The organism is Flavobacterium fructosi (genome assembly GCF_042787335.1).
Lineage (GTDB): Bacteria > Bacteroidota > Bacteroidia > Flavobacteriales > Flavobacteriaceae > Flavobacterium > Flavobacterium fructosi.
Map to the genome: position 1 here is coordinate 1 of NZ_JBHZQA010000018.1, position 26,573 is coordinate 26,573.

The 26,573-nt window shown below is 33.2% G+C and carries 21 protein-coding genes; 12 read left to right on the top strand and 9 right to left on the bottom strand.

Annotated features, from left to right (window positions below; all coding sequences use genetic code 11):
* Positions 1 to 327: 327 nt before the first annotated feature.
* Entirely contained in the window at positions 328 to 1,716 is a 1,389-nt protein-coding gene (gene mnmE, locus ACFX5D_RS15680; RefSeq protein WP_379859142.1) for a tRNA uridine-5-carboxymethylaminomethyl(34) synthesis GTPase MnmE, read from the bottom strand.
* 165 nt (positions 1,717 to 1,881) lie between these two features.
* Between mnmE and ACFX5D_RS15685 the strand changes: the two genes are divergently transcribed.
* The 3 genes from ACFX5D_RS15685 to ACFX5D_RS15695 all read left to right on the top strand — a co-directional run bounded on the left by ACFX5D_RS15685 (position 1,882) and on the right by ACFX5D_RS15695 (position 5,555).
* Positions 1,882 to 2,712 carry a universal stress protein gene (locus ACFX5D_RS15685; RefSeq protein WP_379859143.1) on the top strand — a complete coding sequence of 277 codons (831 nt, stop codon included), beginning with the start codon at positions 1,882 to 1,884 and terminating at the stop codon, positions 2,710 to 2,712.
* 174 nt (positions 2,713 to 2,886) lie between these two features.
* Positions 2,887 to 3,720: a universal stress protein gene (locus ACFX5D_RS15690; protein ID WP_379859144.1), complete on the top strand. Its 834-nt coding sequence runs from the start codon at positions 2,887 to 2,889 to the stop codon at positions 3,718 to 3,720.
* A 62-nt stretch (positions 3,721 to 3,782) separates the two neighbouring features.
* Entirely contained in the window at positions 3,783 to 5,555 is a 1,773-nt protein-coding gene (locus ACFX5D_RS15695) for a MutS-related protein (protein ID WP_379859145.1), read from the top strand.
* A gap of 217 nt (positions 5,556 to 5,772) precedes the next feature.
* On the opposite strand, the gene dnaN is transcribed toward ACFX5D_RS15695, so the two are convergent.
* The 5 genes from dnaN to ACFX5D_RS15720 all read right to left on the bottom strand — a co-directional run bounded on the left by dnaN (position 5,773) and on the right by ACFX5D_RS15720 (position 10,643).
* A complete protein-coding gene (gene dnaN, locus ACFX5D_RS15700; RefSeq protein WP_073210869.1) occupies positions 5,773 to 6,891 on the bottom strand; it encodes a DNA polymerase III subunit beta in 1,119 nt (372 codons plus the stop codon).
* Between the two features lie 107 nt (positions 6,892 to 6,998).
* Positions 6,999 to 8,684 carry a gliding motility-associated ABC transporter substrate-binding protein GldG gene (gene gldG / locus ACFX5D_RS15705; protein ID WP_379859146.1) on the bottom strand — a complete coding sequence of 562 codons (1,686 nt, stop codon included), beginning with the start codon at positions 8,682 to 8,684 and terminating at the stop codon, positions 6,999 to 7,001.
* The gene (gldF, locus tag ACFX5D_RS15710) at positions 8,684 to 9,409 is read right to left on the bottom strand and encodes a gliding motility-associated ABC transporter permease subunit GldF (RefSeq protein ID WP_379859147.1); all 726 of its coding nucleotides are present in this window, start codon (positions 9,407 to 9,409) and stop codon (positions 8,684 to 8,686) included. The genes gldG and gldF overlap by 1 nt, the downstream gene beginning before the upstream one ends.
* A 74-nt stretch (positions 9,410 to 9,483) precedes the next feature.
* Positions 9,484 to 9,780, bottom strand: a complete 297-nt coding sequence (locus ACFX5D_RS15715; protein ID WP_379859148.1) for a putative quinol monooxygenase — start codon at positions 9,778 to 9,780, stop codon at positions 9,484 to 9,486.
* Positions 9,781 to 9,815: 35 nt separating this feature from the next.
* Complete coding sequence (locus tag ACFX5D_RS15720; protein ID WP_379859149.1) at positions 9,816 to 10,643, bottom strand: SAM hydrolase/SAM-dependent halogenase family protein; 828 nt, start codon at positions 10,641 to 10,643, stop codon at positions 9,816 to 9,818.
* Between the two features lie 182 nt (positions 10,644 to 10,825).
* On the opposite strand from ACFX5D_RS15720, the gene ACFX5D_RS15725 reads away from it, so the two are divergent.
* The 4 genes from ACFX5D_RS15725 to ACFX5D_RS15740 all read left to right on the top strand — a co-directional run bounded on the left by ACFX5D_RS15725 (position 10,826) and on the right by ACFX5D_RS15740 (position 16,251).
* Positions 10,826 to 11,776: a PhoH family protein gene (locus ACFX5D_RS15725; RefSeq protein WP_379859150.1), complete on the top strand. Its 951-nt coding sequence runs from the start codon at positions 10,826 to 10,828 to the stop codon at positions 11,774 to 11,776.
* A gap of 213 nt (positions 11,777 to 11,989) precedes the next feature.
* On the top strand, positions 11,990 to 12,817 hold the full coding sequence (locus ACFX5D_RS15730; RefSeq protein ID WP_379859151.1) for a Cof-type HAD-IIB family hydrolase: 828 nt from the start codon (positions 11,990 to 11,992) through the stop codon (positions 12,815 to 12,817).
* A 46-nt stretch (positions 12,818 to 12,863) separates the two neighbouring features.
* Positions 12,864 to 15,212 (top strand): S9 family peptidase, encoded by a 2,349-nt coding sequence (locus ACFX5D_RS15735; protein WP_379859152.1) that lies wholly within the window; start codon positions 12,864 to 12,866, stop codon positions 15,210 to 15,212.
* An 85-nt stretch (positions 15,213 to 15,297) separates the two neighbouring features.
* On the top strand, positions 15,298 to 16,251 hold the full coding sequence (locus ACFX5D_RS15740; RefSeq protein ID WP_379859153.1) for a phosphoribosylaminoimidazolesuccinocarboxamide synthase: 954 nt from the start codon (positions 15,298 to 15,300) through the stop codon (positions 16,249 to 16,251).
* A gap of 82 nt (positions 16,252 to 16,333) precedes the next feature.
* On the opposite strand, the gene ACFX5D_RS15745 is transcribed toward ACFX5D_RS15740, so the two are convergent.
* Positions 16,334 to 16,810 carry an SRPBCC family protein gene (locus ACFX5D_RS15745; protein WP_379859154.1) on the bottom strand — a complete coding sequence of 159 codons (477 nt, stop codon included), beginning with the start codon at positions 16,808 to 16,810 and terminating at the stop codon, positions 16,334 to 16,336.
* 72 nt (positions 16,811 to 16,882) lie between these two features.
* Positions 16,883 to 17,197, bottom strand: a complete 315-nt coding sequence (locus tag ACFX5D_RS15750; protein ID WP_379859155.1) for a DUF1801 domain-containing protein — start codon at positions 17,195 to 17,197, stop codon at positions 16,883 to 16,885.
* A gap of 337 nt (positions 17,198 to 17,534) precedes the next feature.
* On the opposite strand from ACFX5D_RS15750, the gene ACFX5D_RS15755 reads away from it, so the two are divergent.
* The 4 genes from ACFX5D_RS15755 to ACFX5D_RS15770 all read left to right on the top strand — a co-directional run bounded on the left by ACFX5D_RS15755 (position 17,535) and on the right by ACFX5D_RS15770 (position 23,734).
* The gene (locus ACFX5D_RS15755) at positions 17,535 to 17,870 is read left to right on the top strand and encodes a hypothetical protein (RefSeq protein ID WP_379859156.1); all 336 of its coding nucleotides are present in this window, start codon (positions 17,535 to 17,537) and stop codon (positions 17,868 to 17,870) included.
* 164 nt (positions 17,871 to 18,034) lie between these two features.
* A complete protein-coding gene (locus ACFX5D_RS15760; RefSeq protein ID WP_379859157.1) occupies positions 18,035 to 19,117 on the top strand; it encodes an efflux RND transporter periplasmic adaptor subunit in 1,083 nt (360 codons plus the stop codon).
* A gap of 23 nt (positions 19,118 to 19,140) precedes the next feature.
* Positions 19,141 to 22,308 (top strand): efflux RND transporter permease subunit, encoded by a 3,168-nt coding sequence (locus tag ACFX5D_RS15765; RefSeq protein WP_379859158.1) that lies wholly within the window; start codon positions 19,141 to 19,143, stop codon positions 22,306 to 22,308.
* Entirely contained in the window at positions 22,301 to 23,734 is a 1,434-nt protein-coding gene (locus tag ACFX5D_RS15770) for a TolC family protein (RefSeq protein ID WP_379859159.1), read from the top strand. The genes ACFX5D_RS15765 and ACFX5D_RS15770 overlap by 8 nt, the downstream gene beginning before the upstream one ends.
* Before the next feature lie 86 nt (positions 23,735 to 23,820).
* Here ACFX5D_RS15770 and ACFX5D_RS15775 read toward each other — a convergent pair whose 3' ends face one another.
* On the bottom strand, positions 23,821 to 24,909 hold the full coding sequence (locus ACFX5D_RS15775) for a M42 family metallopeptidase (RefSeq protein ID WP_379859160.1): 1,089 nt from the start codon (positions 24,907 to 24,909) through the stop codon (positions 23,821 to 23,823).
* Positions 24,910 to 24,992: 83 nt separating this feature from the next.
* On the opposite strand from ACFX5D_RS15775, the gene ACFX5D_RS15780 reads away from it, so the two are divergent.
* Entirely contained in the window at positions 24,993 to 25,667 is a 675-nt protein-coding gene (locus ACFX5D_RS15780) for a DUF4294 domain-containing protein (RefSeq protein WP_379859161.1), read from the top strand.
* Positions 25,668 to 26,573: the final 906 nt, after the last annotated feature.

The window sequence follows — 26,573 nt, forward strand, 5'->3', positions numbered from 1 at the left end:
GTTTTTAATGAAAAATGGAGGTGGTCATTTTGCTCCGGAATTAGGTGCTCATTTTGAATTGGAATCAGGTGCTCACTTTAAATTGGAATTGGGTGGTCAATATCACTGGAATTTGCACATTATGTTGCGTTATGTAGCGAAATGTAGCAATAAGTAGCATCATTTGGCCGAGCTTGTTGCCATTAGAATTTGGGCAACAAAATCATTACTTGGGCAACAATTGAACAACAAATATAACGAATAAAGTGTTAATTGGCAACAAATAAAAGAAAGATAATCGTTGTAAAGTCAACAAAAATAGGCAGTTAACAAATAAGAGAATGGTAATTACTTTCCGATGCAGAAATTAGCAAATATATTCCCTAACAATTCATCATTAGTAACCTGACCGGTAATCATTCCAAATTGATACAATGCTTCTTTTATATCGAGAGCCATCAAGTCGCTGGACAAGTTTGTTTCTAATCCATATTTTACTTTCTGTATCTCGTCTAATGCTTTTAATAAGGAATCGTAATGTCTTGTATTAGTTATTATTGTCTCATTGTTGCGTAAAGCCCCGGTATTTACAAAGGACAGCAATTCATTTTTAAGATCTTCAACGTTTGTTTTTTCTTTAGCAGATAAAAGCAAAACTTCGGGAATCTCTGTTTTTAGATTTTGAATTTCAATTTTGGTTAATTTATCAGCTTTATTACCAATGATCACTAAAGGCTTTAACGGAAATTGATTTTTGATTTTCTCCAATTCTACTTTCAACTTTAAACCGGATATTTTAAATTCTGAACTGTCAAAAAGAAATACTACAACTTGCGAGTGTTCAATCTTTTCAAAAGTTTTACGAATCCCAATGCTTTCTACTACATCTTCGGTTTCACGAATTCCCGCGGTATCTATGAATCTAAATCCAATTCCTCCAATCACCAATTCGTCTTCAATAGTATCGCGTGTCGTTCCAGCAATTTCGGAAACGATGGCGCGTTCTTCGTTTAATAACGCATTCAAAAGCGTTGATTTTCCCACATTTGGTTCACCCACAATAGCCACAGGAATTCCGTTTTTGATGACATTCCCTACCGCAAACGAATCAATTAAACGCTTGAGAACAAATTCAATTCGGTTCAGTAATTCATGAAATTGGGTACGGTCTGCAAATTCCACATCTTCTTCAGCAAAGTCCAATTCGAGTTCAATTAGTGAAGCAAAATTTAATAATTCTTCACGCAATTTGGCAATTTCGTTAGAGAAACCACCGCGCATTTGTTGCATGGCAATTTGATGTGAGGCTTCATTATCGGATGAAATCAAATCTGCTACAGCCTCGGCTTGAGATAAATCAAGTTTACCGTTTAAAAAGGCTCTTAATGTAAATTCACCAGGATTTGCCATACGGCATCCTTTTCGAAGCAATAACTGAATAATTTGCTGTTGTATATAAGTAGAGCCATGACAAGAAATTTCAATAGTATTTTCGCCCGTGTAGGAATTCGGACCTTTGAATATAGAAACCAATACTTCATCTAGTGTTTTAGTGTCATCAATAATATGACCCAGGTGTAAAGTATGTGTTTTTTGTGTGGTTAACTGTTTATTTTTAATCGAACGAAAAACGGTATTACCAATAGTAATTGCATTTTCGCCTGAAATCCGAATTACGGCTATCGCTCCAGCTCCCGATGGGGTTGCTAATGCTACTATGGAATCATGAGGTATCATATTGTATTCAATTTTATGCAAAAGTAAGTAAAACTTATATGACAGCAAGACCCGCTTATAGAACCATTGTCTTAAATTATGGTTAAAAATAACTATGTCAGTTAATTACCGAATTAATTTGTTTATTTTTCGTAAATTTAGGTAAATAATTGATTAATAAATATTATGAAAAAAATTCTATTTCCAACGGACTTTTCAGAAGCTTCTATAAATGCATTTATTTATGCCTTAAAATTAGCCGATAGCATAAAAGGGGAGATTATCACTTTGCATGTTTATGATATACCTCAAGTAGGTTATAGTAATGTTCCAGGTGTTTTGAATGAAATTTATGATCTTGTAGAGTTGGGTAATTTTGAGAATTATAAAGATCAAATTCCTTTTTTGAGAAGAATTGCGGAACAAAATAATATGGAACATACTAAAATAAGCAATGTTCTCGATAATGGTAATTTAATCACTAAAATAGTAAAAATTATTAAAGACGAAGATATTGATTACGTTGTTATGGGGACAAAGGGAGCAACCAGCTTAAAAGAAACTTTCTTAGGAACTGCAACTACAAAAGTGATGAATGCAACTAAAGCCATAGTGTTTGCCATACCGGAAAATTGTAAATACAAGCAAATAAAAAAAATACTTTTCCTTACCAAATACAATTATGAAGATATCAAAGTACTTAAAAAAGTAATCGAATTTGCAACGGTATTTGAAGCACATATTGATTGCTTACATGTAAAATCGCCTCATCAAAACGATAATGATGCTTTTAAAGAAGAATGGCACAAAATTGCCAAGGATCAAGACATTACTTTGCATATCATCAGCAATAATGATGTTGAAGGTATAATTCTGGAATTCATCGATTTAAATGAAATCGATATGATTACAATGCATGTTTATCATAAGAATTTTTTAGAAAAATTATTTCAGGTTAGCCTTTCAAAAAAACTAGCTATTCATGTTGATGTTCCAATTCTTGCTATTCCCGAATAATAATCAACTCGATGAAATCAGGCCATGATAATGGACCAATTTGATTATCAAAATAGTAAGATAATTTTTGTTTATTTTTTTTGTGTTAATGGTTAAATACCTGATAATTATAATGTTAAATATGTAATATATTGACTACCTTTGATAGAAGAACTAATTTAAATACTTGCAAAAATGAAAAGAATCCTATTTTCCACTGACTTTTCTGAAGTTGCCACGAATGCCTTTGTGCATGCTTTAGAATTTGCAAAAATAGTTCATGGAGAACTCATTTTGTTGCATACATTTGAATTACCCGTATTTGACAATCAGTTTTTCCCTGAAAATTATGCTGTAATTTATGATTCGTTGGAACTATCGCAATTTGATATGTTTAAAGAGGAGATTTCAAAGCTCCGTACAATAGCTGAGGAACGCAATCTGGAAAAAATAAAAATGTCTCACCGACTTATGGATGGTGATTTGTTGTTTAATATAAAAAGAGCCGTTAAAGAAGATAAAATTGATCTCGTAATAATGGGAACTTCCGGAGCAACTGGATGGGAATCCTTTTTCTTAGGTACAAATACAGGTTCAGCAATAGCAAACATTGATGTTCCTATGTTATGTGTACCATTAGAAGCAAAATTCAAAAAAATTGAAACGATTGGATTTACAACTCGTTTCAGACCTAAAGATAAAAAAGCGCTTAAAACAATTTTAGACATTGCTAAAAAAACAAAGGCTAAAGTAAAATGCCTCTATGTAAAAACAAATGAATCTGATGTGTCTAAAGATACAATCGATAAATGGGAATCGGAGTTTATGCAAGAACCAATAGAGTTTTTTGTTATCAATAGCGACCAGGTAAAAGAAACAATTTTAGACTTTATTTTATATAAAGAGATTGATATATTGACTATGCTTACTTATAAGAGAGGTTTCTTTGAAGAATTATTTAAACCTAGTTTCACTAAAAAAATGGCAACAAATTTTGATATACCAATTTTAGCCATCCATATTGATTGATGTTAGAATTAGGCTTATAGCACAGATCAATTTCGTTATATTTGCATTTCATTAAATGGAATATGAAAATTTATAAATCGAAAAAAGAAAGTTATTCAGCACAATTAAATACAATTAATAAAAAGTACAATAGTATCAGTTTTTTTAGACTGCTAACTATTGTACTTTTTTTAGTTTCCGTCTATTATTACTTTCAAACAAGGGAATTTTTTCTGATTATTTTGGCTATTTTGTTTTTTGGATCATTTCTTCTTTTGATGCGTTTTCATTCCAAATTATCTTTTCAAAAACAAATATTAGTTGCTCTAATTGAAATTAATGAGACTGAAATTTCTTATGTAGAAAGAAAAAAAATCCTCTTTGAAAACGGACATGAATTTAATGATTTTCACCATCCTTATGCGTACGATTTAGATGTTTTTGGAGAACATTCACTGTTTCAAAACCTAAACAGAACAGCCACATTCATTGGTGAAAAAACATTGGCAAAACAACTTTTAATGCTTTTGCCTAATGATGAAATTTTAAGAAATCAAAAAGCCATTAGAGAATTATCCAAAAAGTTAGATTGGCGTCAGGATTTCTTGGCTTTCGCCAAAATAAGCCAGGATACTAAATCCAGTTATGAAACTTTATTGAAGTGGAGTAAGTTTGAAAGTACGCCTTTATCAAAAGCTACGGTGTTGATTTCTTATATTTCACCTATTCTATTCTTTGGTATTTTTATTGCCTATTTAGTGACATCAAAGCTAATTTTTGTGTCCTATTTAGCTTATTTGTTTGTTTTTAATTTAGCTTTTATGGGTAGATTTTTAAGACGCATACAAATGGAAATTGCCAACGCAGAGAACGTCGACAAAATCATCAATCAGTACAGTTTACTGGTTCAAAAAATTGAGAAGGAAACTTTCGAATCTCAAAAATTGATTGATTTGCAACAAAAACTGACTTATAAAAAAGAAAATGCTAGTGTTCATCTGAAGCAATTGGCTGTTTTATTTTCGAAAATGGACAGTATAGGTAATTTTGTCACCGCATTAGTATTCAACGGAACTTTTCTTTTTAATCTACATGTTTTAAAATCGTTAATACAATGGAAAAAGGGTCATGCTGAGGCGCTCGAAGATTGGTTAGAAGTAATTGGCGAATTTGAAATGTTGAATAGCTTGGGTAATTTATTCTACAATAATCCAGAATTTGTTTTTCCAGCTATAAATACAAATTTCGAAATTGATTTTTCTAATCTTAGCCATCCGTTGCTAAATGAGAAAACACGAGTAGGGAATGAGGTACATTTTCATCCCCAATCGTTCATGATTCTGACGGGTTCTAACATGTCAGGTAAAAGTACTTTTCTGCGTAGCTTAGGGATTAATATGGTGTTGTCAGGAATGGGATCGGCTGTTTGTGCTAGCAGTGCAAATGTACATCCTTTACCAGTTTTGGTTTCAATGCGATTATCGGATTCCTTATCCGACAGTGAATCGTATTTCTTTGCCGAAATAAAGCGTTTAAAACAAATCATGGATGAATTACAAGACAGACCAGCTTTTGTTTTATTGGATGAAATATTAAGAGGAACTAATTCTGATGATAAACGAAACGGAACCATAGAAGTTGTCAAAAAAGTGATTGCAAAAAAGGCTATTGGAGCCATTGCAACGCATGATATCGAAGTTTGCCTGACGACAAATGACTTTCCAAATACACTGATCAATAAATGTTTTGAAGTTGAAATCCACAATGACGAATTATATTTTGACTATAAACTGCGGGATGGAATTTGTAAAAATCGAAGTGCTACTTTCCTGATGAAAAAAATGGGGGTGATTTAAAGTGTTCAGTTTGTCATTGCGAGGACGAAGCAAACCCACTAGCCAAGTGCATATTGAAAAATTATTTAAAAGGATCTACACGATGAGATTTCGCCTTCGTCGGAATGACAAAAATCAAAAGTAATAAAAGCAAAAAACCGTCTCGTAATTAAACGAGACGGTTTTTTAAATATAAAAATGGTTTGGTTAATAGCGTATTTTAAAATTCAAATAGTGGTTAGCTATTTAGCATTACCGGCATTACTAGCATGGTTACCGTTTCACCTTCTTCTAATCCATCAACAGGAGTTAAAATTCCAGCTCTGTTTGGTAAAGACATTTCCAGCATAATCATGTCTGACTGCAAGTTGGTCAACATCTCCGTAAGAAAACGAGAATTATATCCTATTTGCATATCATCACCTTGATAATCACAAGTCAATCTTTCTTCCGCTTTATTTGAATAATCAATATCTTCAGCAGAAACATTCAATTCTGCACCCGCAATTTTCAAACGAATTTGATGTGTAGTTTTATTAGAGAAAATTGCAACACGACGAACAGAACTCAAAAATTGTGAACGGTCGATCATTAATTTATTTGGATTTTCTTTTGGAATTACCGCTTCATAATTTGGATATTTACCATCAATCAAACGACACATCAAAATGTAGTTATCAAAAGAGAACGTAGCATTCGAATCATTGTATTCAATTTTCACTTCAGCATCTGAACTAGTAAGAATATTTTTTAAGATAGTCAAAGGTTTCTTTGGCATAATAAAATCAGCCACTTGAGACGCCACAACATCTGTACGGGCATATTTTACTAATTTGTGAGCATCAGTAGCTACAAATGTCAAACCTTGTGGTGAAAACTGAAAGAAAACACCTGACATCACTGGACGTAAATCATCATTTCCGGCAGCAAATATAGTTTTGCTGATAGCAGTTGCCAAAACATCAGCAGGAACTAATGTTACTGAGGGATCATCTAAGTTTACAGATTTAGGAAATTCATTTCCCGGAGCATAGGCCAAAGCATATTTTCCAGAATTAGAACTAATTTCAATCGTGCTATTTTCTTCAACAGTGAACGTTAATGGCTGCTCAGGAAATGTTTTTAGGATTTCCAATAGTAACTTTGCCGGTACAGCAACACTTCCTTTGCTCGTAGAATCTATCGTTAATGCAGCTGACATCGTTGTTTCTAAATCGGATGCAGAAACCGTCAATACATTCTGATCTAAATCAAATAGAAAATTATCTAAAATAGGTAAAGTATTACTACTGTTGATAACGTTACCTAAAACTTGTAATTGTTTCAATAAGTACGAACTCGATACTATAAATTTCATCTGTTATATTTTATTTTTTTGGTATACTTTTTATTTTATTTTTAAAAACCATACATTTTACAAATATATCGTAAAGTACTTTAGTATGGAAAATTTTTTATTAACATCTACTTGCTATATTTTCTTTTTCTTAAGAAAGTAAATAGGATTCCAAAAAGTGCTAAAAGAAGAATTGGTAGCCCGATAGTTATGAATTGTATAATGGTGTAGTTTTGATAAACTTTCTCTTTATCCAATAAGGGCAAGTCAAGATCTTTGCTTCGAATGTTAATAAGTCCAGTATCATCCAGCAAATAATTGACACAATTTATTAGAAAATCTTTATTATCGTACAAATTTCCAGAGCGTTGATCGTAGCCTAATTCTACTGGTTGAAAGTTTTTATCTAATTGATTTTTTATCAAATCACCATCTGATATAACAATCATTTTGTTTTCTTTTCCTTGGCCTTCAAAACTCTTTTGATCGAATGGTAAAACCCGATTTTCAAACATAGAATGAAATGAACCTTCTAACAAAACCGAAAGAGGAAAATTTCCTTTGTTCAAATAATCATTTGGACTTGATTCTTCGGTTACAGTATTTAAATTGATTTCTGTTGGCGTGCCAATTTTTTTCGAATATGGCGAAGACTGCAACAAGATGGTTTTCTTAATTCCGTTTTTCAACGTATCGATTGGATTAGCAAAATCGAATTTGATTCCGCCTAAATTTTTCACAATTGGATGTGGACTATTTGGATAAACCTGAGGTGCGAATTTCCAGTTAAATTCTTGGAATTGAGTTGCGCTTCCTTGATCTCCCGAAGCTAATTTTATTGGACTTCCACGTTCGTCTTTTATCAAATCAGGATTAATTCGAATTCCGTATTTAAAAAATAAATCATTCAAATTTAAATCTCTTGGATATGCTAATGTTGATCCTGATGAATTGTATAAACTATCCATTTCTGCAGAAACTTGGTCTACAAGCCACAAAGTTTTACCACCGTGGATAATAAACTGGTCTAGAACCTGTTTTTCTGCATCCGAAAAAATTTCTGTTGGTTTAGCGATTATGGCCAAATCATATTTTTCTAAAGCGTCTAAACTTCCAATAGGATTATTAGCAACTGAATCTAAAGTAAAAGGTCCAATGTGATAACTTTCCCGCACTTGCATTAGAAATTTAGCCATTAATATATCCTTAAGCTCCCCATTTCCTTTGATTACTGCTATCTTTTTTTGTTTGTTTTTGGTGATTTTATTTAAAGCATCAGCAATCGAATATTCCAAATGTTGAACGGATCCAATCACTTTTTGGGTAGTCGAAGCGCCCATTCGGTTTTTCAACAAAGGAATATTTACTTCTTTATTATTATAGACTGCAATTGCCCAAGGAAAAACCATAGCTTGAGATTGTTTCCCTTTGTCATCAACGGTAATATTTATTGGAGTCAATCCTTTGCGATACAATTCTTTTATGTTGTCCATGCTTTCGTCTTTGTTTTCCAATGGATCTACAAATTCGAAAACAATATTTTTGTTATACGCCTGAAATTCTTCTAATAATTGTCGCGTTTCCTGCTGTAATCTTTTGAATTCAGCTGGTAAATCGCCTTGCATATAAATTTTTATAGACAAAGGATTTTGTATTTTTTTAATTATGTTTAAAGAAGTGGCAGAAAGTGTATATCTTTTATCTTTGGTTAAATCAAAACGATGAAATAATTGGTTCCCAATACCATTTATGATCAGCAAAATTGCGATTGTAACCAATAAAGTTTTTAGGTTGCGTTTTTTAATAGATATCATTACGATTTAAAAGATTTTAAATTATAAACAGTCAAGGATAGAAAGAAAACCGTAACACTTGAAAAATAAATAATGTCTCTGGTGTCCAGAACTCCACGGCTCATGCTTTTAAAATGATCCTGCATACCTAAGGAGGATATAAAGGAAGAAATCTTAGGAACAATAGCGGATAAACCTTCGAACCCAAAATAGAAAACGAAGCACAGGAAAACGGCAATTATAAATGCCACAATTTGATTTTCGGATAGCGTTGACGTAAAGATTCCAATGGCAGAATATCCAGCAATTAGAAATAATAAACCAAAATAAGAACCAATCGTGCTTCCCATATCGATATTACCTTCGGGCATTCCTAAGCGTGAAATTACCATAACATAGATAAAAGTAGGAATGATTGCCATCACAATTAAGAACAGAGCTCCAAGAAATTTCCCATTAACAATTTGCCAAATACTTAATGGTTTGGTCAATAATAATTCTAAAGTTCCTTGTTTCTTTTCATCAGAAAAACTGCGCATGGTCACTGCCGGGATCAAAAAAATTAATATCCAGGGCGCCAAAGTGAAAAACGGTGTTAAATCGGCAAAACCAGTATTCAGTATATTGTATTCTCCTTCAAAGACCCAAAGAAATAGTCCGTTGCTAATTAAAAAAATAGCGATTACCAAGTAACCGATGGGTGAGCCAAAAAAAGATTTTATCTCTCGTAATAATATGGATTTCATGTTTTATGTTTAAGGTTTGAAATGTTTAAAGTTTAAAGTTCTTAATCCTGCAACTTTAAACTTTAAACTAAATTTTATTCTAAAGAAACTAATTTATCAACACTCCAAGCTTCTGGTTTGTCGTTGAATAATTTCTTGGTAAAAGACCAAACATCGTAAAAAAGTTCTGATTTTCTATAATTTTCAAGGTCTTCTTCGGTTTCCCAATAACTGTAGGTAAAGAAAATACATTTATTGTCTTTCTCCTGATACAGCTCTAAAAAACGATTTCCTGGAGCGTTTCGTATTTTTTCTTTCATCAGCTCGAAGTTTTCTAAAAAAGCAGGAATATTTTCCTGGTGAAAGCTCAATTTTACTATTCGTACAAACATTGTTTTTTTTCTTTAAAGTTTAAAGCTGCTCAACTTTAAACAAATTTTATAATTATAACATCTCTATAATTCAATCCCAACAAGCTATTAGCAGATCCTACTTTAGAAGGATTACTTCTAAAAATGGCAATCTCCAGATAACCAGCTTCATTGAAAATGGCTAATTTTTCTCCTTCGTAAGATTTAATGGGATATTTATCTGAACTGGCGATCGCCGAATAATTTGGCAAAATAGTTTTGATATTTTTAGTTTTCAATACAATCTCATAAGGTCTTCCTTTGGCAACTTCAATAAAATACTTTTTAGAAATGTTAGTAATGACATTTCCAAAATGATCAATGTAAATGACGTGTCCTTTTAATGAATTTCCATCATCGGATATAACAGCTTGTAAATCGGTTACTTGTTTTATATTTTTTATTTCTTTACCAATGACGTTCAGCAAACCTCCTCTGGCAATATGGCAGGCTACTTTTACAAAAACATCAAGATCAGTCGCACCACTAGGCAATCGATTATGGATATTTATAGTCACTATTTTTTGGGGCACAATTTTTTGCGAAAGCATACTCAAAATGCCATTATCGGCGGCAATAAAATAATGATCGTTCCATTGCATGACAATATGTTGATTTTCTTTATTAAATTCCATATCAACTCCAATGAGGTGAACAGAGCCTTTTGGAAAGTTCGCATAAGAGGCTCCAATAATGTAACTCGCTTCAACTGTGTTGAATGGATCAATATCATGCGAAATGTCTATGATTGCTGCCTCAGAATACTCAGATAAAATTTTCCCTTTCAACGCACCTACAAAGTGGTCTTTCAAGCCGTAATCGGTGGTAAGGGTAATTATTGACATAAATTTGTTTATAACTATTGGTGTTATGTGAACCTAATTTTCATTAAATTTGAGAAACGCAAAGCTAATAATAGTAAATTCAAAAAAGCAAAAAACAAAAACAAATTCTAAATAATACTACAAATTAAACGAACAGGCATACCATTTACTAATTGATTAATTTTAATTTAAAACTATTTAATTTGAACGAAAGGATAATCGAGCTCATAGACATCGCTCCAAAAGACTTTTGGGGCGCTCAAGACACTCATCTTGAAACAATTAAAAAATATTACCCAAAATTAAAGATTGTCGCTCGGGGAACGACCTTGAAAGCTTTTGGTGAAAAAGAAGTTCTGGACGAGTTCGAAAAACGATTTCAACGGTTAATGCTGCATTTTACACGTTACAATACTATTGATAACAACGTTATTGAGCGTGTTATTTTAAGTGATGGTAAGCAAATGGAGCGAATGGGCGATCATGACAAAATTCTGGTACACGGAGTGGGTGGTAAAATCATAAAAGCGATGACTCCCAACCAACAATTGTTAGTGGATACCATGAATAAAAACGACATGCTTTTTGCAGTTGGACCGGCAGGAACAGGGAAAACCTATACTGGTGTTGCCATGGCTGTAAAAGCATTGAAGGAAAAACAAGTCAAACGTATTATACTCACGCGTCCGGCAGTTGAAGCAGGGGAGAACCTTGGTTTTCTTCCAGGTGACATGAAGGAAAAACTGGATCCCTACATGCAACCTTTGTATGATGCTTTGCGTGATATGTTGCCCAACGAAAAACTGGAAGATTATATATTGAAAGGAATTATCCAGATTGCACCTTTGGCATTTATGCGTGGCCGAACTTTGGATCATGCTTTTGTAATTTTGGATGAAGCCCAAAACACTACTCATTCGCAAATGAAAATGTTCCTGACTCGTATGGGAAAAAGTGCCAAATTTATGATTACGGGAGATCCAGGACAAGTCGATTTACCAAGAAGAACTATTTCAGGGCTAAAAGAAGCAATATTAGTTCTAAAAGATGTGGAAGGAATTGGTATTATCTATCTGGATGACAAAGATATTGTTCGACACAGATTAGTCAGCAAAGTAATTGATGCCTATAAACAAATAGAGAATCACGATTAAGAATTGTTTTTATTATTGAAAAAGAGAGGATTTAAGTTAATTAACCCTCTCTTTTTTTCTCAATGTTACTTCTCTTCTAAATTGCTTCTCCTTGTAAGTTTTCTTTTTTTTAAAGTAATGATATCTTAAAATAACATTCACGTTCCTATTTTCTTTGTGTATCTCTTTAAAATAGAATAAATTTGAAATTATTATAAATGAGGAGAGAAAGAAATGATTTCAAAAGAAAAAATTAAAGTAGTTATTAGCGATTTAGACGGAACCTTGTTAAATTCAGATCATAAAATTTCTAATTACACCAAGAGTATTTTTCAAAAACTTCACAATCAAAACTATTTAATTATTGTAGCTACTGGTCGTCATCATCGTGATGCTATGCCAATTGTGGAAAGTTTAGGTTGTCCCGTTTATTTAGTTACTTCCAATGGCGCTCGAATTCACTCTCCTGATAAAGAATTGCTTTTTTCTTATGATATGGATAGTGAGGCAATAAAATCGGTTTTGGCATTAGACATTGAACCTGAATTTACAACGGTACTTTTTAAAGAAAATGTTTGGCAAACAAATAAGCACAATGAAAAACTAAATAGTTTTCAAACCGAATTAAATTATATCCCAGAATTAGTTGATTTTAAAATACTTGAAGATGTCAGCGCAATTAAAATGTTTTTTACGCACGACAGCCATGCTAAATTAATAACATTAAGGGATAGAATTCTGGTGATGCATCCTGATGTTTTTAGTCATGCTTTTAGCTTACCGCTCTGTTTAGAATTTATGGATAAATCGGTCGATAAAAGCATTGCTATTGCTAAAATACTTAAGAAAGAAAATCTACTGTTTGAGCATGCAATTGCATTTGGGGATGGCTATAACGATGAAAAAATGTTGAATTCAACTTTTAGAGGATTATTAATGGGTAATGCTCCTGAAAGTTTGAAAAACAAGCTTCCGCATTTAGAAATAATTACTTCAAATGATAATGATGGTGTTGCAAAGTACCTTTCGCAAACCATTTTAAATGTAGAAGTCTCGAAATAATTTTCCCAACAAAACCTAAATTTCTTCTAAAATAACCTTTATTAAAATGAATAAAAAAATAGCAGTTCTTTTTTGTGTTTTCTTTTCCATAGCAAGTCAAAGTCAAAATTTAAAGTTAGAAGAAATAATGAAAGGCGATGCTTTTATTGGCGTTCAGCCAGTAAATGGGCGTTGGTCATTGGATGGAAAAAAAGTTTATTTCGAATGGAATCCAAATAATGAATTTGGATTATCTACTTATTTTTGGAAAAATGGTTCCTCAAAACCGGAATTGGCTTCTTTAAAAGAAGCTGAATTTTCTAAGTTTATTTTTAAGGGAAACAAAGCCTCCAATTTATTTTATTATATTGATAAAGGAAGGTTATTTTCCTACTCAGCTAAAAATAAGGTTTCTAAAAAACTGTATCAACAGAGTAGTTCAATTTCGAACTTGCAGTTGGGTTCTGAAGATGGAATTGTATTTTTTGAACAGAATGAAAATGTATTCAAGTACAATACTAAAGAGGGAACAATAATTCAAATCACTAATTTTAAGAAAGGAAAAGCGGTTGATGCTGATACCGATACCGACTCTTTTTTGAAAAATCAGCAAAATGAATTGTTTCAATTTGTACGGGATCAAGAGGCCAAGAAAAAATGGAATCTGGTAAAAACAAATGCAGTAAAATCGGATTTTCCAAAAGGATATTATTATGGAAAAAACGTATTGGAAAGCATAAAAATAAACCCAAATGGAAATTATGCGACTTTTAGATTGACAGAACAGCCAGATACAAAAAGCGAAAAAATGGAAGTTTTCGTCACTGCTGATGGGTACAATAAAACGACTGATACTAAGGAAAAAGTATCTGTAAATAATTTGGTAAATACTAAATTTGGAATTTACAATGTTGCAAAAGATTCTACATATACAGTAAGTTTTTCATCATTGAGTCATATTCAAGAGGCGCCAAAATATTTTAGTTTGTATGAAAAATCAGACAAAAAAGAAAAATCGGATAAACTAATTGTGGTTCAGGAACCTGTTTACAATCAAGATGGTTCCTACGGAATTGCTGAAATAAGAAGTCAGGACAATAAAGACAGATGGTTGGTGAGTCTAAATTTAGAAAAAGGAACTTTTGAGGAAATAGAATACCAGCATGATGAAGCTTGGATTGGCGGACCCGGAATTCCTTCAGATTCTTTTGATTCAGGAACACTTGGATTTCTTGGCGACAATCAAACCATTTATTTTCAATCTGAAGTAACGGGATATTCACATTTATATACTTATAATTTAAAGTCAAAAAAGAAAATACAACTCACTAAAGGGAATTGGGAAGTTCGTAATTTAACTTTGTCAAAAGATAAAAAATCATTTTATTTAACGACAAATACAACACATCCGGGAAACAGAAATTTCTATAAACTGAATGTTTCAGATGGTGTTTTACAGCCACTTCTTACTAAGGATGGCGCACACGAAGTAAGTTTGTCTCCAGATGAGAGTACTTTATTGGTTCGCTATTCTTATAAAAATAAACCATGGGAACTGTATGTTGCCAATAACAAAATAAATACAAATCTTAGCCAAATTACAAACTCAACAACCGAAGCATTCAACGCATATTCTTGGCGCACACCAGAAGTAATTACTTATAAAGCACAAGACGGGACTTTAGTGCATGCCAGATTATATAAACCACGAACGGACAAAGCAAATAAAGCGGCAATACTCTTTGTTCATGGTGCAGGTTATTTACAGAATGCCCATAATTATTGGAGTAATTATCATAGAGAATACATGTTCCATAATTTATTAGTGGATTTAGGATACACTGTTTTAGATATTGATTATAGAGGGAGTGATGGATATGGTCGTGACTTTAGAACCGGAATTTATCGATTTATGGGAGGAAAAGATTTAACGGATCAGATCGATGGGAAGAATTATTTGGTTCAAAACTATGGAATTGATGCTGGCAGAATTGGAATTTATGGCGGTTCATACGGTGGTTTCATTACGCTTATGGCAATGCTGACTACTCCCAAAGAATTTGTTTCAGGGGCTGCATTGCGTTCAGTGACGGATTGGGCGCATTATAATCATGGATATACAGGAAATATTCTTAATTTCCCGGAAACCGATCCAAATGCCTATAAAAAAAGCTCTCCAATTTATTTTGCAAATAATTTAGAAGGAAATTTATTGATGCTTCACGGAATGATTGATGACAATGTGGAGTACAAAGACATCGTTCGTTTATCACAACGTTTTATAGAATTGGGAAAGAAAAAATGGACTTTAGCAAGTTTCCCGGTTGAATCTCATGGTTTTAAAGAAACCTATTCTTGGGTTGATGAATACAGCCGTATTCTTAATTTATTCAACAATACGCTTCTTGAAAAATAGAGTAAGTAAAAACTATTCTTTTTTTAGTGAATCTGTATGAAATAATTTTAAATTTGCATTTATTAAAAACAACACAACAACTATAATGAGCAATACAATTACAACAACTGACTTTAATTTTCCTAATCAAAAATCAGTTTACAGAGGTAAAGTTAGAGAAGTTTATAATATTAAAGATGAACTTTTGGTTATGGTTGCTACAGACAGGCTTTCGGCTTTTGATGTAGTTTTGCCAAAAGGAATTCCGTACAAAGGTCAAATCTTAAATCAAATTGCTACTAGATTCATGGAATTGACGCAAGATATTGTTCCTAATTGGTTAATTGCAACTCCTGATCCTAATGTTGCTGTTGGTCATTTATGTGAACCTTTTAAAGTTGAAATGGTGATTCGTGGATACCTTTCAGGTCATGCTGCTCGTGAATATGCTCTTGGAAAAAGAGAAATTTGCGGAGTAAAAATGGCAGAAGGTTTGAAAGAAAATGATAAATTCCCGGAACCTATTATTACGCCAACCACGAAAGCAGATAATGGAGAACATGATGCTGATATTTCGCGTTCGGCTATTCTTTTGAAAGGAATTGTTACTGAAGAAGATTACATCATTTTAGAAAAATTTACAAGAGATTTATTTCAAAGAGGAACTGAAATTGCAGCTAGCCGTGGATTGATCTTGGTCGATACCAAATATGAATTTGGTAAAACCAAAGAAGGCATGATCGTCTTGATTGATGAAATTCACACACCGGATTCTTCTCGCTATTTTTATGCTAAAGGGTATCAAGAACGTCAGGATAAAGACGAAGAACAAAAACAATTATCAAAAGAGTTTGTTCGTCGCTGGTTAATTGAAAATGGTTTTCAAGGACTGGAAGGACAGCAAATTCCGGATATGACGGATGAATATATTCAAACGGTTTCAGAAAGATACATCGAATTATATGAAAATATTCTTGGAGAAAAATTCGTAAAAGCTGATATTTCAAATATTGATGAAAGAATCGAAAAAAATGTAATGGCTTATTTATCTAAAAAATAATAGACTTTATATTAAACAGAAAACCGCATTTCAAATTTTTGAAATGCGGTTTTCTATATTTACAGGGATAATTTTCCTAAAACTACTTTTCGGTTGTTTTAGCAATCTTGTAAATCTTTTCCAAGCATTGTTCCATATTCATAAAGGGTAACATAAAGTTCATAGGATATGGCATTTTTCCATTAAATCTCCACGTCACTTTTGTTTGGTTTGGCGAAATAGCTTTAGTTGACAGATAAGTAAAATCGGTTGATTCAATGGGAACTTTGAAACGAAATTCGAAATCGATACGCTCACCTTCGATTATTTTTGTAATTTCCTGTTCTCCAACACCGACATTCTCATCCATACTGTCCCAGTCCGCAATAGCCCCAACTGTTCCGTCCGTTCCTGTAAAAGTTTTTTTCATTGCAGGATCTTTAATTGACCAAACACTAAAAGTATCTTGGTTTTTTAAATACTTCACATAATTAAAAACAGTGTCTTTGGGTTGGTTGATTGACCTTTCCCATTCAACAGGAAACTCCTTTGGGAGAAATAATGCAATGAGTAATGCCAAAACAAGCTGTGTTAAAAGTCCAAAAACAATTTTTTTAATGATGTTCCTGATTTCTAATTTTAAGTTTACTATTTATTTCGATTTATTGATTAGTGTCTCGTAACGATTAATACATTGCTTGACAATAATTTTTTTCGCGAATTCTGCAATTAAATCAGAAGGAATTTGATCAAATTTTTTAAAACGAATGCAACTTTTTCCCATGTCTAATTTCTGGAAGCTGTAATTTGGGTATTCTGCAACAAACCAATGCTGTAGTTCTGGATCGGCATATATTCCCATATGATATAAAGCGATGAAGTGCTTTTGAAAGGCGATTGCGATGAAAGGTAATGAAAGTTTAGGATTGCAATGATAACCATACTGATCTATAGAATTTGGGTTCACGGCATTTATAAAGTTTTAACTTCTTTTTATATTGAAATTGACAATGGCAAATTGATCTTGTGAAAAAGTTAATTCTCTAAGATGTTAATGTAAACAGGTAATCAAATCAAAATCGTTACTTATTATAATTATTAAATCGAGACAATAGTGCCCATTTTTTAAATAATATTTAATTTTCAACCATTATAATCCTAATTAAATTATAATAAATACATTGGTTTTTATTTAACATTATGGTTGTTTTTTGATTACTATATTTTTTTACTTTTGTTCGCAAATGAAACAAACAGTATTTATATTATATTTTTTTACCTTACTACTAACAGGAGGAAATAAAATGCAAGCTAATTTGCATAAAAGTGCCTTTGTTTCAATTTCTAATTTGAATCGTTCATCAATAGAACAAGGTCAAATTACCATTCTAGATCATTCTTACTCATTGATTGAATACAGTGATTTTGACCTAGATGAAGAATTCTCTCATTGCGATAATCAGGAAGATGCTAAAACAAATAAATTATTCCAAGTAAAACACTCTTTGCTTGCTAAATGGTATTTGTCTTATGGAGATTCTCTTGAAAATCCGTATCACCACAATGTTTTTTATAATTGTGAGCCTATCAGAGGCCAATCTACACCAATCTACATTACAAATAAAGCGTTAAGAATCTGATAATCAATTGATATTAGTTGCTACTGATTAGTATTACTTTTTTTAAGTGATATTTATTTTCTTGAATGGCTTTTGTGCCAATTCCAGGCATCTTTATGTATTTGTTAGCTCCAAAAGGAATCGTTGAATTCCACCAATCAATTGCTTAATTACTATTTTAAATCATGAAAAAAATTGCTGTATTTACGGGCTTAATGGCCGCGTTGTTTCTTGTTAGTTGTAACTCGAAAAAGGAAGAAAAGGAAGAAGTTACTAAGTATATCGTTACTAATCCGATACGAATAGATACTTGTTTTACTAAACAGTATGTTACGCAAATTAAGTCAGTAAGAAATATTGAGATTCGTACTCAAGAAAAGGGATATCTGCAAAAGATTTATGTTGATGAAGGTCAGTATGTAAAAGCCGGTCAATTATTGTTTCAAATTATGCCAACACAGTTTCAGGCAGAATTGCTAAAAGCACAGGCAGAAGCTAAAGGCGCCGAAATTGAATTACAAAACACTAAAGTCTTAGCTGATAAAAAGATAGTTTCAAAAAATGAACAAGCTTTGGCAATGGCAAAACTGGAACAAGCTAGAGCAGGAGTTTCTTTGGCAAAATTACATTTATCATTTACCCAAATCAGAGCGCCATTTTCTGGAACTATTGACCGTATCCCATTAAAATTAGGAAGTTTAGTTGATGAAGGGGCATTACTAACAAGCTTGTCAGACAATAGTCAAATGTTTGCTTATTTTAATGTTTCTGAACCAGAATATTTGAATTATCAATCGGATGTAAAAGATCGTGGCGAAACAAAAGTAGGTCTGCTTTTAGCAAATGAAGAGCTTTTTAAATATAAAGGAAATGTAGAAGTTATTGAAAGTGAATTCAATAGTGAGACAGGAAATATTTCATTCAGGGCTAGGTTTCCAAACTCAGATAAATTACTTAAAAATGGAGAAAGTGGAGAGATTCAAATGGTAGTGCCGCAACATAATGCTTTGGTAATTCCTCAAAAAGCAACCTACGAAATTCAGGATAAAAAATATGTTTTTGTAGTCGATAAAAACAATGTTGTGAAATCAAGAGAAATTACAATCAAGGGGGAAATGCCAGACCTATATGTGGTAAAAAGCGGGATTACTGAAAATGACAAGATTCTACTGGAAGGTGTACAGAAAGTAAAAGACGATGATAAAATAACGTATGACTTTCAGAAGCCGTCACAAATACTTAGTCATTTGAAATTAAAAGCAGAATAGTTTGTAATCCTAAATAAAAAAAAATGTTTAATAAATTTATAGAAAGACCGGTACTGTCAATAGTGATATCACTGATGATTGTACTACTTGGGATTTTGGCTATGGCCCATTTGCCAGTTACTCAATTACCGTCTATTTCACCTCCAAAAGTAAATGTCACAGCTGAATATCCAGGGGCAAATAATGAATTATTGATTAAATCAGTTGTAATTCCTTTAGAGAGAGCTATCAATGGTGTACCAGGAATGAAATATATTGCATCGGACGCCGGTAATGATGGCGAAGCTTCGATTCAAGTAGTCTTTAATTTAGGAACTGATCCTAATCAAGCTTCGATAAACATCCAGAACAGAGTTGCATCAGTAGTTAATAAACTACCACCACTTGTAGTTCGAGAAGGAGTAAAAATTACTCGTGAAGAATCTAATAACTTGATGTACATTAACTTGTATAGTAAAGATCCAACGATGGATCAAAAGTTCTTATATAATTTTACAGATATTAACATTCTTTCAGAACTTAAGAGAGTTGATGGAGTGGGTGATGCAGATATTGTGGGTAACCGGGATTATGCTATGCGCATATGGTTGAAGCCTGACAGAATGTTAGCTTATAAGATTTCTGCTGATGAAGTAATGGAAGCATTATCGCAACAAAGTTTAGAAGCTTCGCCAGGAAAGACAGGAGAAAGTTCTGGAAAACGTTCTCAAGCATTTGAATATGTTTTGAAATATTCTGGGCGATTTACCACTAAAGAACAATATGGAAATATTATTTTAAAATCCAATCCAAATGGTGAAATTCTGCGCCTGAAAGATGTTGCCAATGTAGAATTTGGAAGTTCGATGTACGATATTTATTCGAACTTAAACGGTAGGCCTTCTGCAGCAATAACAATAAAACAATCTTATGGAAGTAATGCTTCCCAAGTAATTAAAGACGTAAAAGCAAAATTAGCAGAAATCAAAAGTACCTCATTCCCTAAAGGTGTAGATTATGAAATTAGTTATGATGCTTCTAAATTTTTAGATGCCTCCATCGAAAAAGTAATTCACACCCTGGTAGAAGCTTTTATTCTGGTAGGATTAGTGGTATTCTTATTTCTTGGCGATTGGCGTTCTACTATTATTCCTGCAATTGCGGTACCTGTTTCACTTATTGGAACATTTGCCTTTATGCAGATTTTTGGAATTTCGATAAATCTGGTTACATTATTTGCACTTGTTTTAGCTATTGGTGTCGTAGTTGATGATGCCATCGTCGTCATCGAGGCGGTACATGCTAAAATGGAAGAAGAACATATTGGTCCGCTCAAGGCTACTAAAAAGGCAATGCACGAAATTAGTGGCGCTATTATAGCCATTACGTTTTTGATGGCGGCAGTATTTATTCCCGTTGCATTTATGTCTGGTCCGGTAGGTATCTTTTACCGACAGTTTTCTATAACAATGGCAACAGGTATTATTTTGTCTGGTGTTGTTGCATTGACACTTACTCCAGCACTTTGTGCTATGATGTTAAAAAATAATCATGGTGTTGCAAGAAAGAAAACTCCGTTAAATAATTTTTTGGATGGATTTAATAATAAATTCGATCAACTAACTGGAAAATATACTGGGATACTTAATAAAATTGTAAATCGAAGAACTTTAACGTTTGGAGTCTTAATCAGTTTTTGTTTAGGAATATTTTTCTTGAACAATAGTCTTCCTTCAGGATTTATTCCAAATGAAGACCAAGGAATGTTCTATGCCATCATTCAAACACCTCCAGGATCTTCTTTAGAACGAACCAATGAAGTCGCTCTAAAACTTCAAAAAATTGCAGAAAAAATTGATGGTGTAAAATCTGTTTCTGCTTTAGCTGGATTTGAAATTCTAACCGAAGGAACTGGAGCCAATTCTGGAACTTGTTTAGTTAATCTTAAAAGTTGGGAAGATCGAAAGCATTCCGTAGATGAGATCATGAAAGAACTCGAAGAAAAATCTAAAAATATTACGGGTGCAACTCTTGAGTTTTTTCAACCACCAGCAGTGCCAGGTTATGGGGCAGCGGGCGGATTTGAATTGCGTTTGCTTGATAAAGCGGGTTCTGGCGATTACAAGAAAATGGAAAAAGTAAACAATGATTTTGTAAAGGAATTGAATAAACGAAAAGAATTAGCATCGGTGTTCAGTTTTTATAGTGCGAGTTTTCCGCAGTATATGATGCGGATAGATAACGATATGGCTCAACAAAAAGGGGTTACGATAGACAATGCCATGAATACACTTTCTACATTGGTAGGTAGTAATTATGAGATCAGTTTTATTAAATACGATCGCCAGTATAAGGTTATTGTTCAAACATCACCAGAATATAGAGCATTACCAGAAGATATCTTGAAGTTGTATGTCAAAAACAATCGTGATGAAATGGTTCCGTTTTCGGCGTTTATGCACATGGATAAAGTTTATGGTTTATCAGAAATCACACGTCACAACATGTATAATGCTTCCGAAATAAGTGGTCAATCTGCGGCTGGCTACAGTAGCGGAGAATCGATTAAAGCCATCCAGGAAGTGGCAGAAAAAACTTTGCCTAGAGGATTTGGTATTGATTGGGCTGGAATATCTAAAGACGAAGTTGGTCGTGGTAACGAAGCTATATTTATTTTCCTGATTTGTTTACTGTTTGTTTATTTAGTTTTAGCAGCGCAATACGAAAGTTTTATTTTGCCTTTTGCTGTCATATTATCACTTCCTGCTGGTATTTTCGGGTCATTTTTATTACTTTCAATTTGTGGTTTAGAAAACAACATTTATGCTCAGGTAGCTTTTGTAATGCTTATTGGGTTGCTTGGTAAAAATGCCGTTTTGATTGTTGAATTTGCCGTCCAAAAGCATGAAGCAGGTGCAACAATATTAGAAGCAGCGATGGAAGGCGCCAAAGTTAGGTTCCGTCCCATATTAATGACCTCATTCGCATTTATTGCTGGATTAATTCCGTTGGTATTTGCATCAGGTCCAGGTAAAATAGGGAATAGAACCATTGGTTCCGCTGCTCTTGGAGGAATGCTGTTAGGAACTGTTTGTGGTGTATTAGTTATTCCGGGATTGTATTACATATTTGGTAGTATTGCCGCAAAAATTAAATTAGTCAAAAAACAAAACAATAATCCATTAACCGAAGAAATCGATCATAATGAATAAAAATAAGTTACAAAGCTTTGTTATTGTGTTGAGCACTTGCCTTAGCATAATTAGCTGTAAAGCCCCATCGGTAGCATCATCAACTGCAAATAGTACGGTTCCTGAAGGTTATAGCACTAATAAAGACACAACTAATGTGTCAATGGTTACCTGGCATAACTATTTCAATGATAAAAACCTAGTTGATTTAATCGATATTGCCTTAAAAAACAATCAGGAATTGAATATAACTTTGCAAGAAATAGAAATTGCTAAGAATGACATCCGAGTTAGAAAAGGAGCCTTATTACCTTCGGTTGGCTTGAGAGCTGGGACAGGAGTGGAAAAAGTGGGAAGATATACCAGCCAAGGAGCAGGTGACGCTTCTACTGAAGTTGCTCCAGGAAAAGAATTTCCTAATGCTCTTACTGATTTTAATTTGAGAGCTTATGCCAACTGGGAAGTAGATATTTGGAAAAAACTCCATAATTATAAGAAAGCAGCTGTAAGCAGATATTTGTCTACAATTGAAGGCAAAAATTTTGTGATTACTAATCTTATTGCCGAAGTAGCTGATTCCTATTATGAATTGTTAGCTTTAGATAGTCAGCTAGATATTGTAAAACAAACTATTGAATTACAAAATAATGCCTTAAATATTGTAAAAGTTCAAAAAGAGGCAGCAAGATCAACGGAATTGGCGGTTCAAAAATTTCAAGCAGAGGTTTTGTCATCAGAAAGTATGGAGTTTGTCATAAGTCAAAAGATTATAGAAACTGAAAATAGAATTAACTTTTTACTAGGACGATATCCAGAAAAAATTATAAGAGATAAAAGTATCTTTTTGAATTTTTCTACAAAAGCGATCCAGTCTGGAATTCCGTCACAATTATTAGAAAATCGTCCGGATGTCAAACAAGCTGAGCTAGAATTAGCCGCAGCAAAACTAGACGTAAAAGTTGCTCGCGCTGAGTTTTATCCGTCCTTGGATATTTCTGCAGCATTCGGATTGCAAGCATTCAAAACCTCGTATCTGGTAAAATTCCCGGAATCTTTATTGTATTCTTTAGTTGGCGATTTGGCCGCTCCTCTTATCAACAGAAATGGAATCAAAGCAGAGTTTTATAATGCTAATGCACGTCAACTTCAGGCAATGTATAACTATGAACGTACTATTCTTAATGCGTATCTGGAAGTTTCAAGTCAACTATCTAAAATTAGTAATATAGAAAAGAGTTATGGCATGAAATCACAACAAGTCGATGCTCTTAACAAGTCTATTGATGCTTCTAATGCTTTGTTTAAGTCAGCCAGAATAGATTATTTCGAAGTTCTTATGACGCAACGTGATGCATTAGATTCTAAAATGGAATTGATTGAAACCAAAAAAGATCAGATGAACGCCTTTGTACATGTGTACCGAGATTTAGGAGGCGGTTGGAGATAAAATAAACCTATAATGAAGAAGCCGAGCATAATTGCCCGGCTTCTTTTATTAAATATAAAGCAGATAAATTGATTGACAGCTAAAAATTACTTGAAATAAGAAAAGGTTTCTTCATTTTCCAATTTCAATAAGGTCTCATAAATCAATTTAATGACATTTTCTACATCATCACGGTGTACCATTTCAACGGTTGTATGCATATAACGCAAAGGTAATGATATCAAAGCCGAAGCTACACCGCCGTTACTGTAGGCAAAAGCATCTGTGTCTGTTCCGGTAACACGTGAGGAAGCAAGTCTTTGGAACGGAATTTCTCTCGCCATAGCAGTTTCTAAAATCAATTCTCTCAAATTATTCTGAACAGCCGGTGCATAGGTAATTACAGGACCTTTACCAATTTTTGTTTCACCCTCAATCTTCTTATCAATCATTGGGGTAGTGGAGTCATGACAAACATCAGTAACAATGGCTACGTTTGGTTTGATAGTTTTGGTAATCATTTCGGCACCACGAAGACCCACTTCTTCTTGAACAGAGTTTGTGATATACAATCCAAAAGGAAGTTTAATTTTGTTTTCGTGTAACAAACGAGCCACTTCGGCAATCATAAATCCGCCCATACGGTTATCAATGGCGCGACAAACAAATTTGTTTTCGTTCAAAATCATAAATTCATCAGGATATGTAATCACACAACCCACGTGAACTCCCATTTTATCGACTTGCTCTTTAGTTTCGCAACCAATGTCAATAAACAAATTATCAACTTTAGGTACTTCTTCTTTACTTCTATTTCGAGTGTGAATAGCTGGCCAGCCAAAAACACCTTTTACAATCCCGTTTTTAGTGTGGATATTAACCCTTTTTGAAGGAGCAATCTGATGATCTGAACCACCATTTCTAATTACATATATTAAACCGTCGTCAGTAATATAATTTACATACCAAGAAATTTCATCCGCATGACCTTCAATTACTACCTTGTATGGAGCATCTGGATTTATAATTCCTACGGCAGTACCGTATGTATCGGTTATAAAAGTATCAACATAGGGTTTCAAATAGTCCATCCATAATTTTTGCCCGCCACTTTCATATCCTGTAGGCGATGCATTATTAAGGTAGTTTTCTAAAAAGTCAAGTGATGACTTATTTAATATTGATTTAGCACTCATAAAGTTATTTTTTGCTAAATTATAAATTTGGCATCACAGTTGCATTAATAATGTATAATTTTGGCAATTAAATTTTTCAACCAATGAAGATCGGTACACTTTTCTTTTTTTTACTTTTAACAATTATAAAAGTTAATGCTCAAGTAACCCCAAAGGATACTACCAAGATGGGTTATATACTAACTGAAAACGATTCAATACTTAATGACACCATACAATTACCCGAATTAGTAGTCTTTAAAGAGAAACTCGACCCTGAAGCAAAAAAGCAATTCCTTATTCTCCAAAACAGAGTTTATAAAACCTATCCTTATGCAAAACTGGCTTCGGAGCGATTGACTGTTTTGAATAAAGGAATGGCATCACTCAGTACCAATAAGGAGAAAAAGAAATATTTCAAGATAGTCGAAGATTACCTTAGTAATGAATTTGAATCCAAACTCAAAAAACTATCCCGCAAGCAAGGACAGATATTGGTAAAGTTAATTCATCGTCAAACCGGTACAACAACCTACGATCTGGTCAAAAATCTTAAAAGTGGTTGGAAAGCTTTTTGGTCTAACACAGCAGCGAGCATGTTTGATATCAATTTAAAAACAAAATATGCACCTTACGATGTCAACGAAGACTATTTAATAGAGACTATATTAGTAAGAGCTTTCGAATCAGGAAGATTGCAAAATCAAAAACCGGCAGCTCCAGTAGATTATGACAGCTTAACTGATTCTTGGTTGTCTAAAGTACAAAAAATAAATTAGATTTCATTTGGGCGTTCCCCATTATAAAAATGAGGCAATTATCGTAGTGGGTAGTTGCCTTTTTTTTTATAATGGGTAGGGCTATTCGCTGCAAGTCCTCGCAAAACTCCATTTCATTTCGTTTTCCTGTGGGCTTTGCGCTTCTATCCCTAACGCGAACTTTGGTAAGCCAGCATTTTTAGTTATATCGAGCAATATTATGATACCTTATATATAGGAGTGAAAAAGTAATAGCACAATTTAGTTCTACATAATGTATAGGACAAAACCATAAGTTAGTTTAATCGGTGTTTGAATAATGACACGGAACTAACTTCTGAAGGAGCAAAGCTTAGTGATGAGCTACAAATAGTGCAGTAATGTTTAAATTTCAAAAGATGTATTAAACAAAACAATACTTCTGATGATACCCTTTCGTTAATGGAATAGGGTATTTTGACAATAAAACGAGTTTACTGTTTGTTTGATTGTAGTTTTGTTCAAAAAACTTTCGTTTTCAAAAATCACGTTTCCAGCGATTTAAAGCGAAGGTTAGGAAAAGATCAAAAAAAAGGGATTAAAAAAGCTTGAATAACGGTATAAAGGTGCTAGTTTTGCACCCGCAACAACGCATACGTTCTTTAATAAACTGGCAAGTACTACGAATCGAAAAGGAAAATTTATTTTCTAAAAAAGATTCTAAAAAGCTTGTGAGATTAGAAAACGGATGTTACATTTGCACCCCGCAAAAAGAGTAAAGTTCCTTGACAAACTGATAAGAATAATAGAAGTAAATTGAGATAAAATTTCTCTAAAAAAACTTCAAAAATTTCTTGCCAGTTAAGAAAAGAAGTTGCACTTTTGCACCCGCTTCCAGAGACGCACAATGTGTGTTAAACGAAGGGAAAAACAAGCAGAACACGTTCC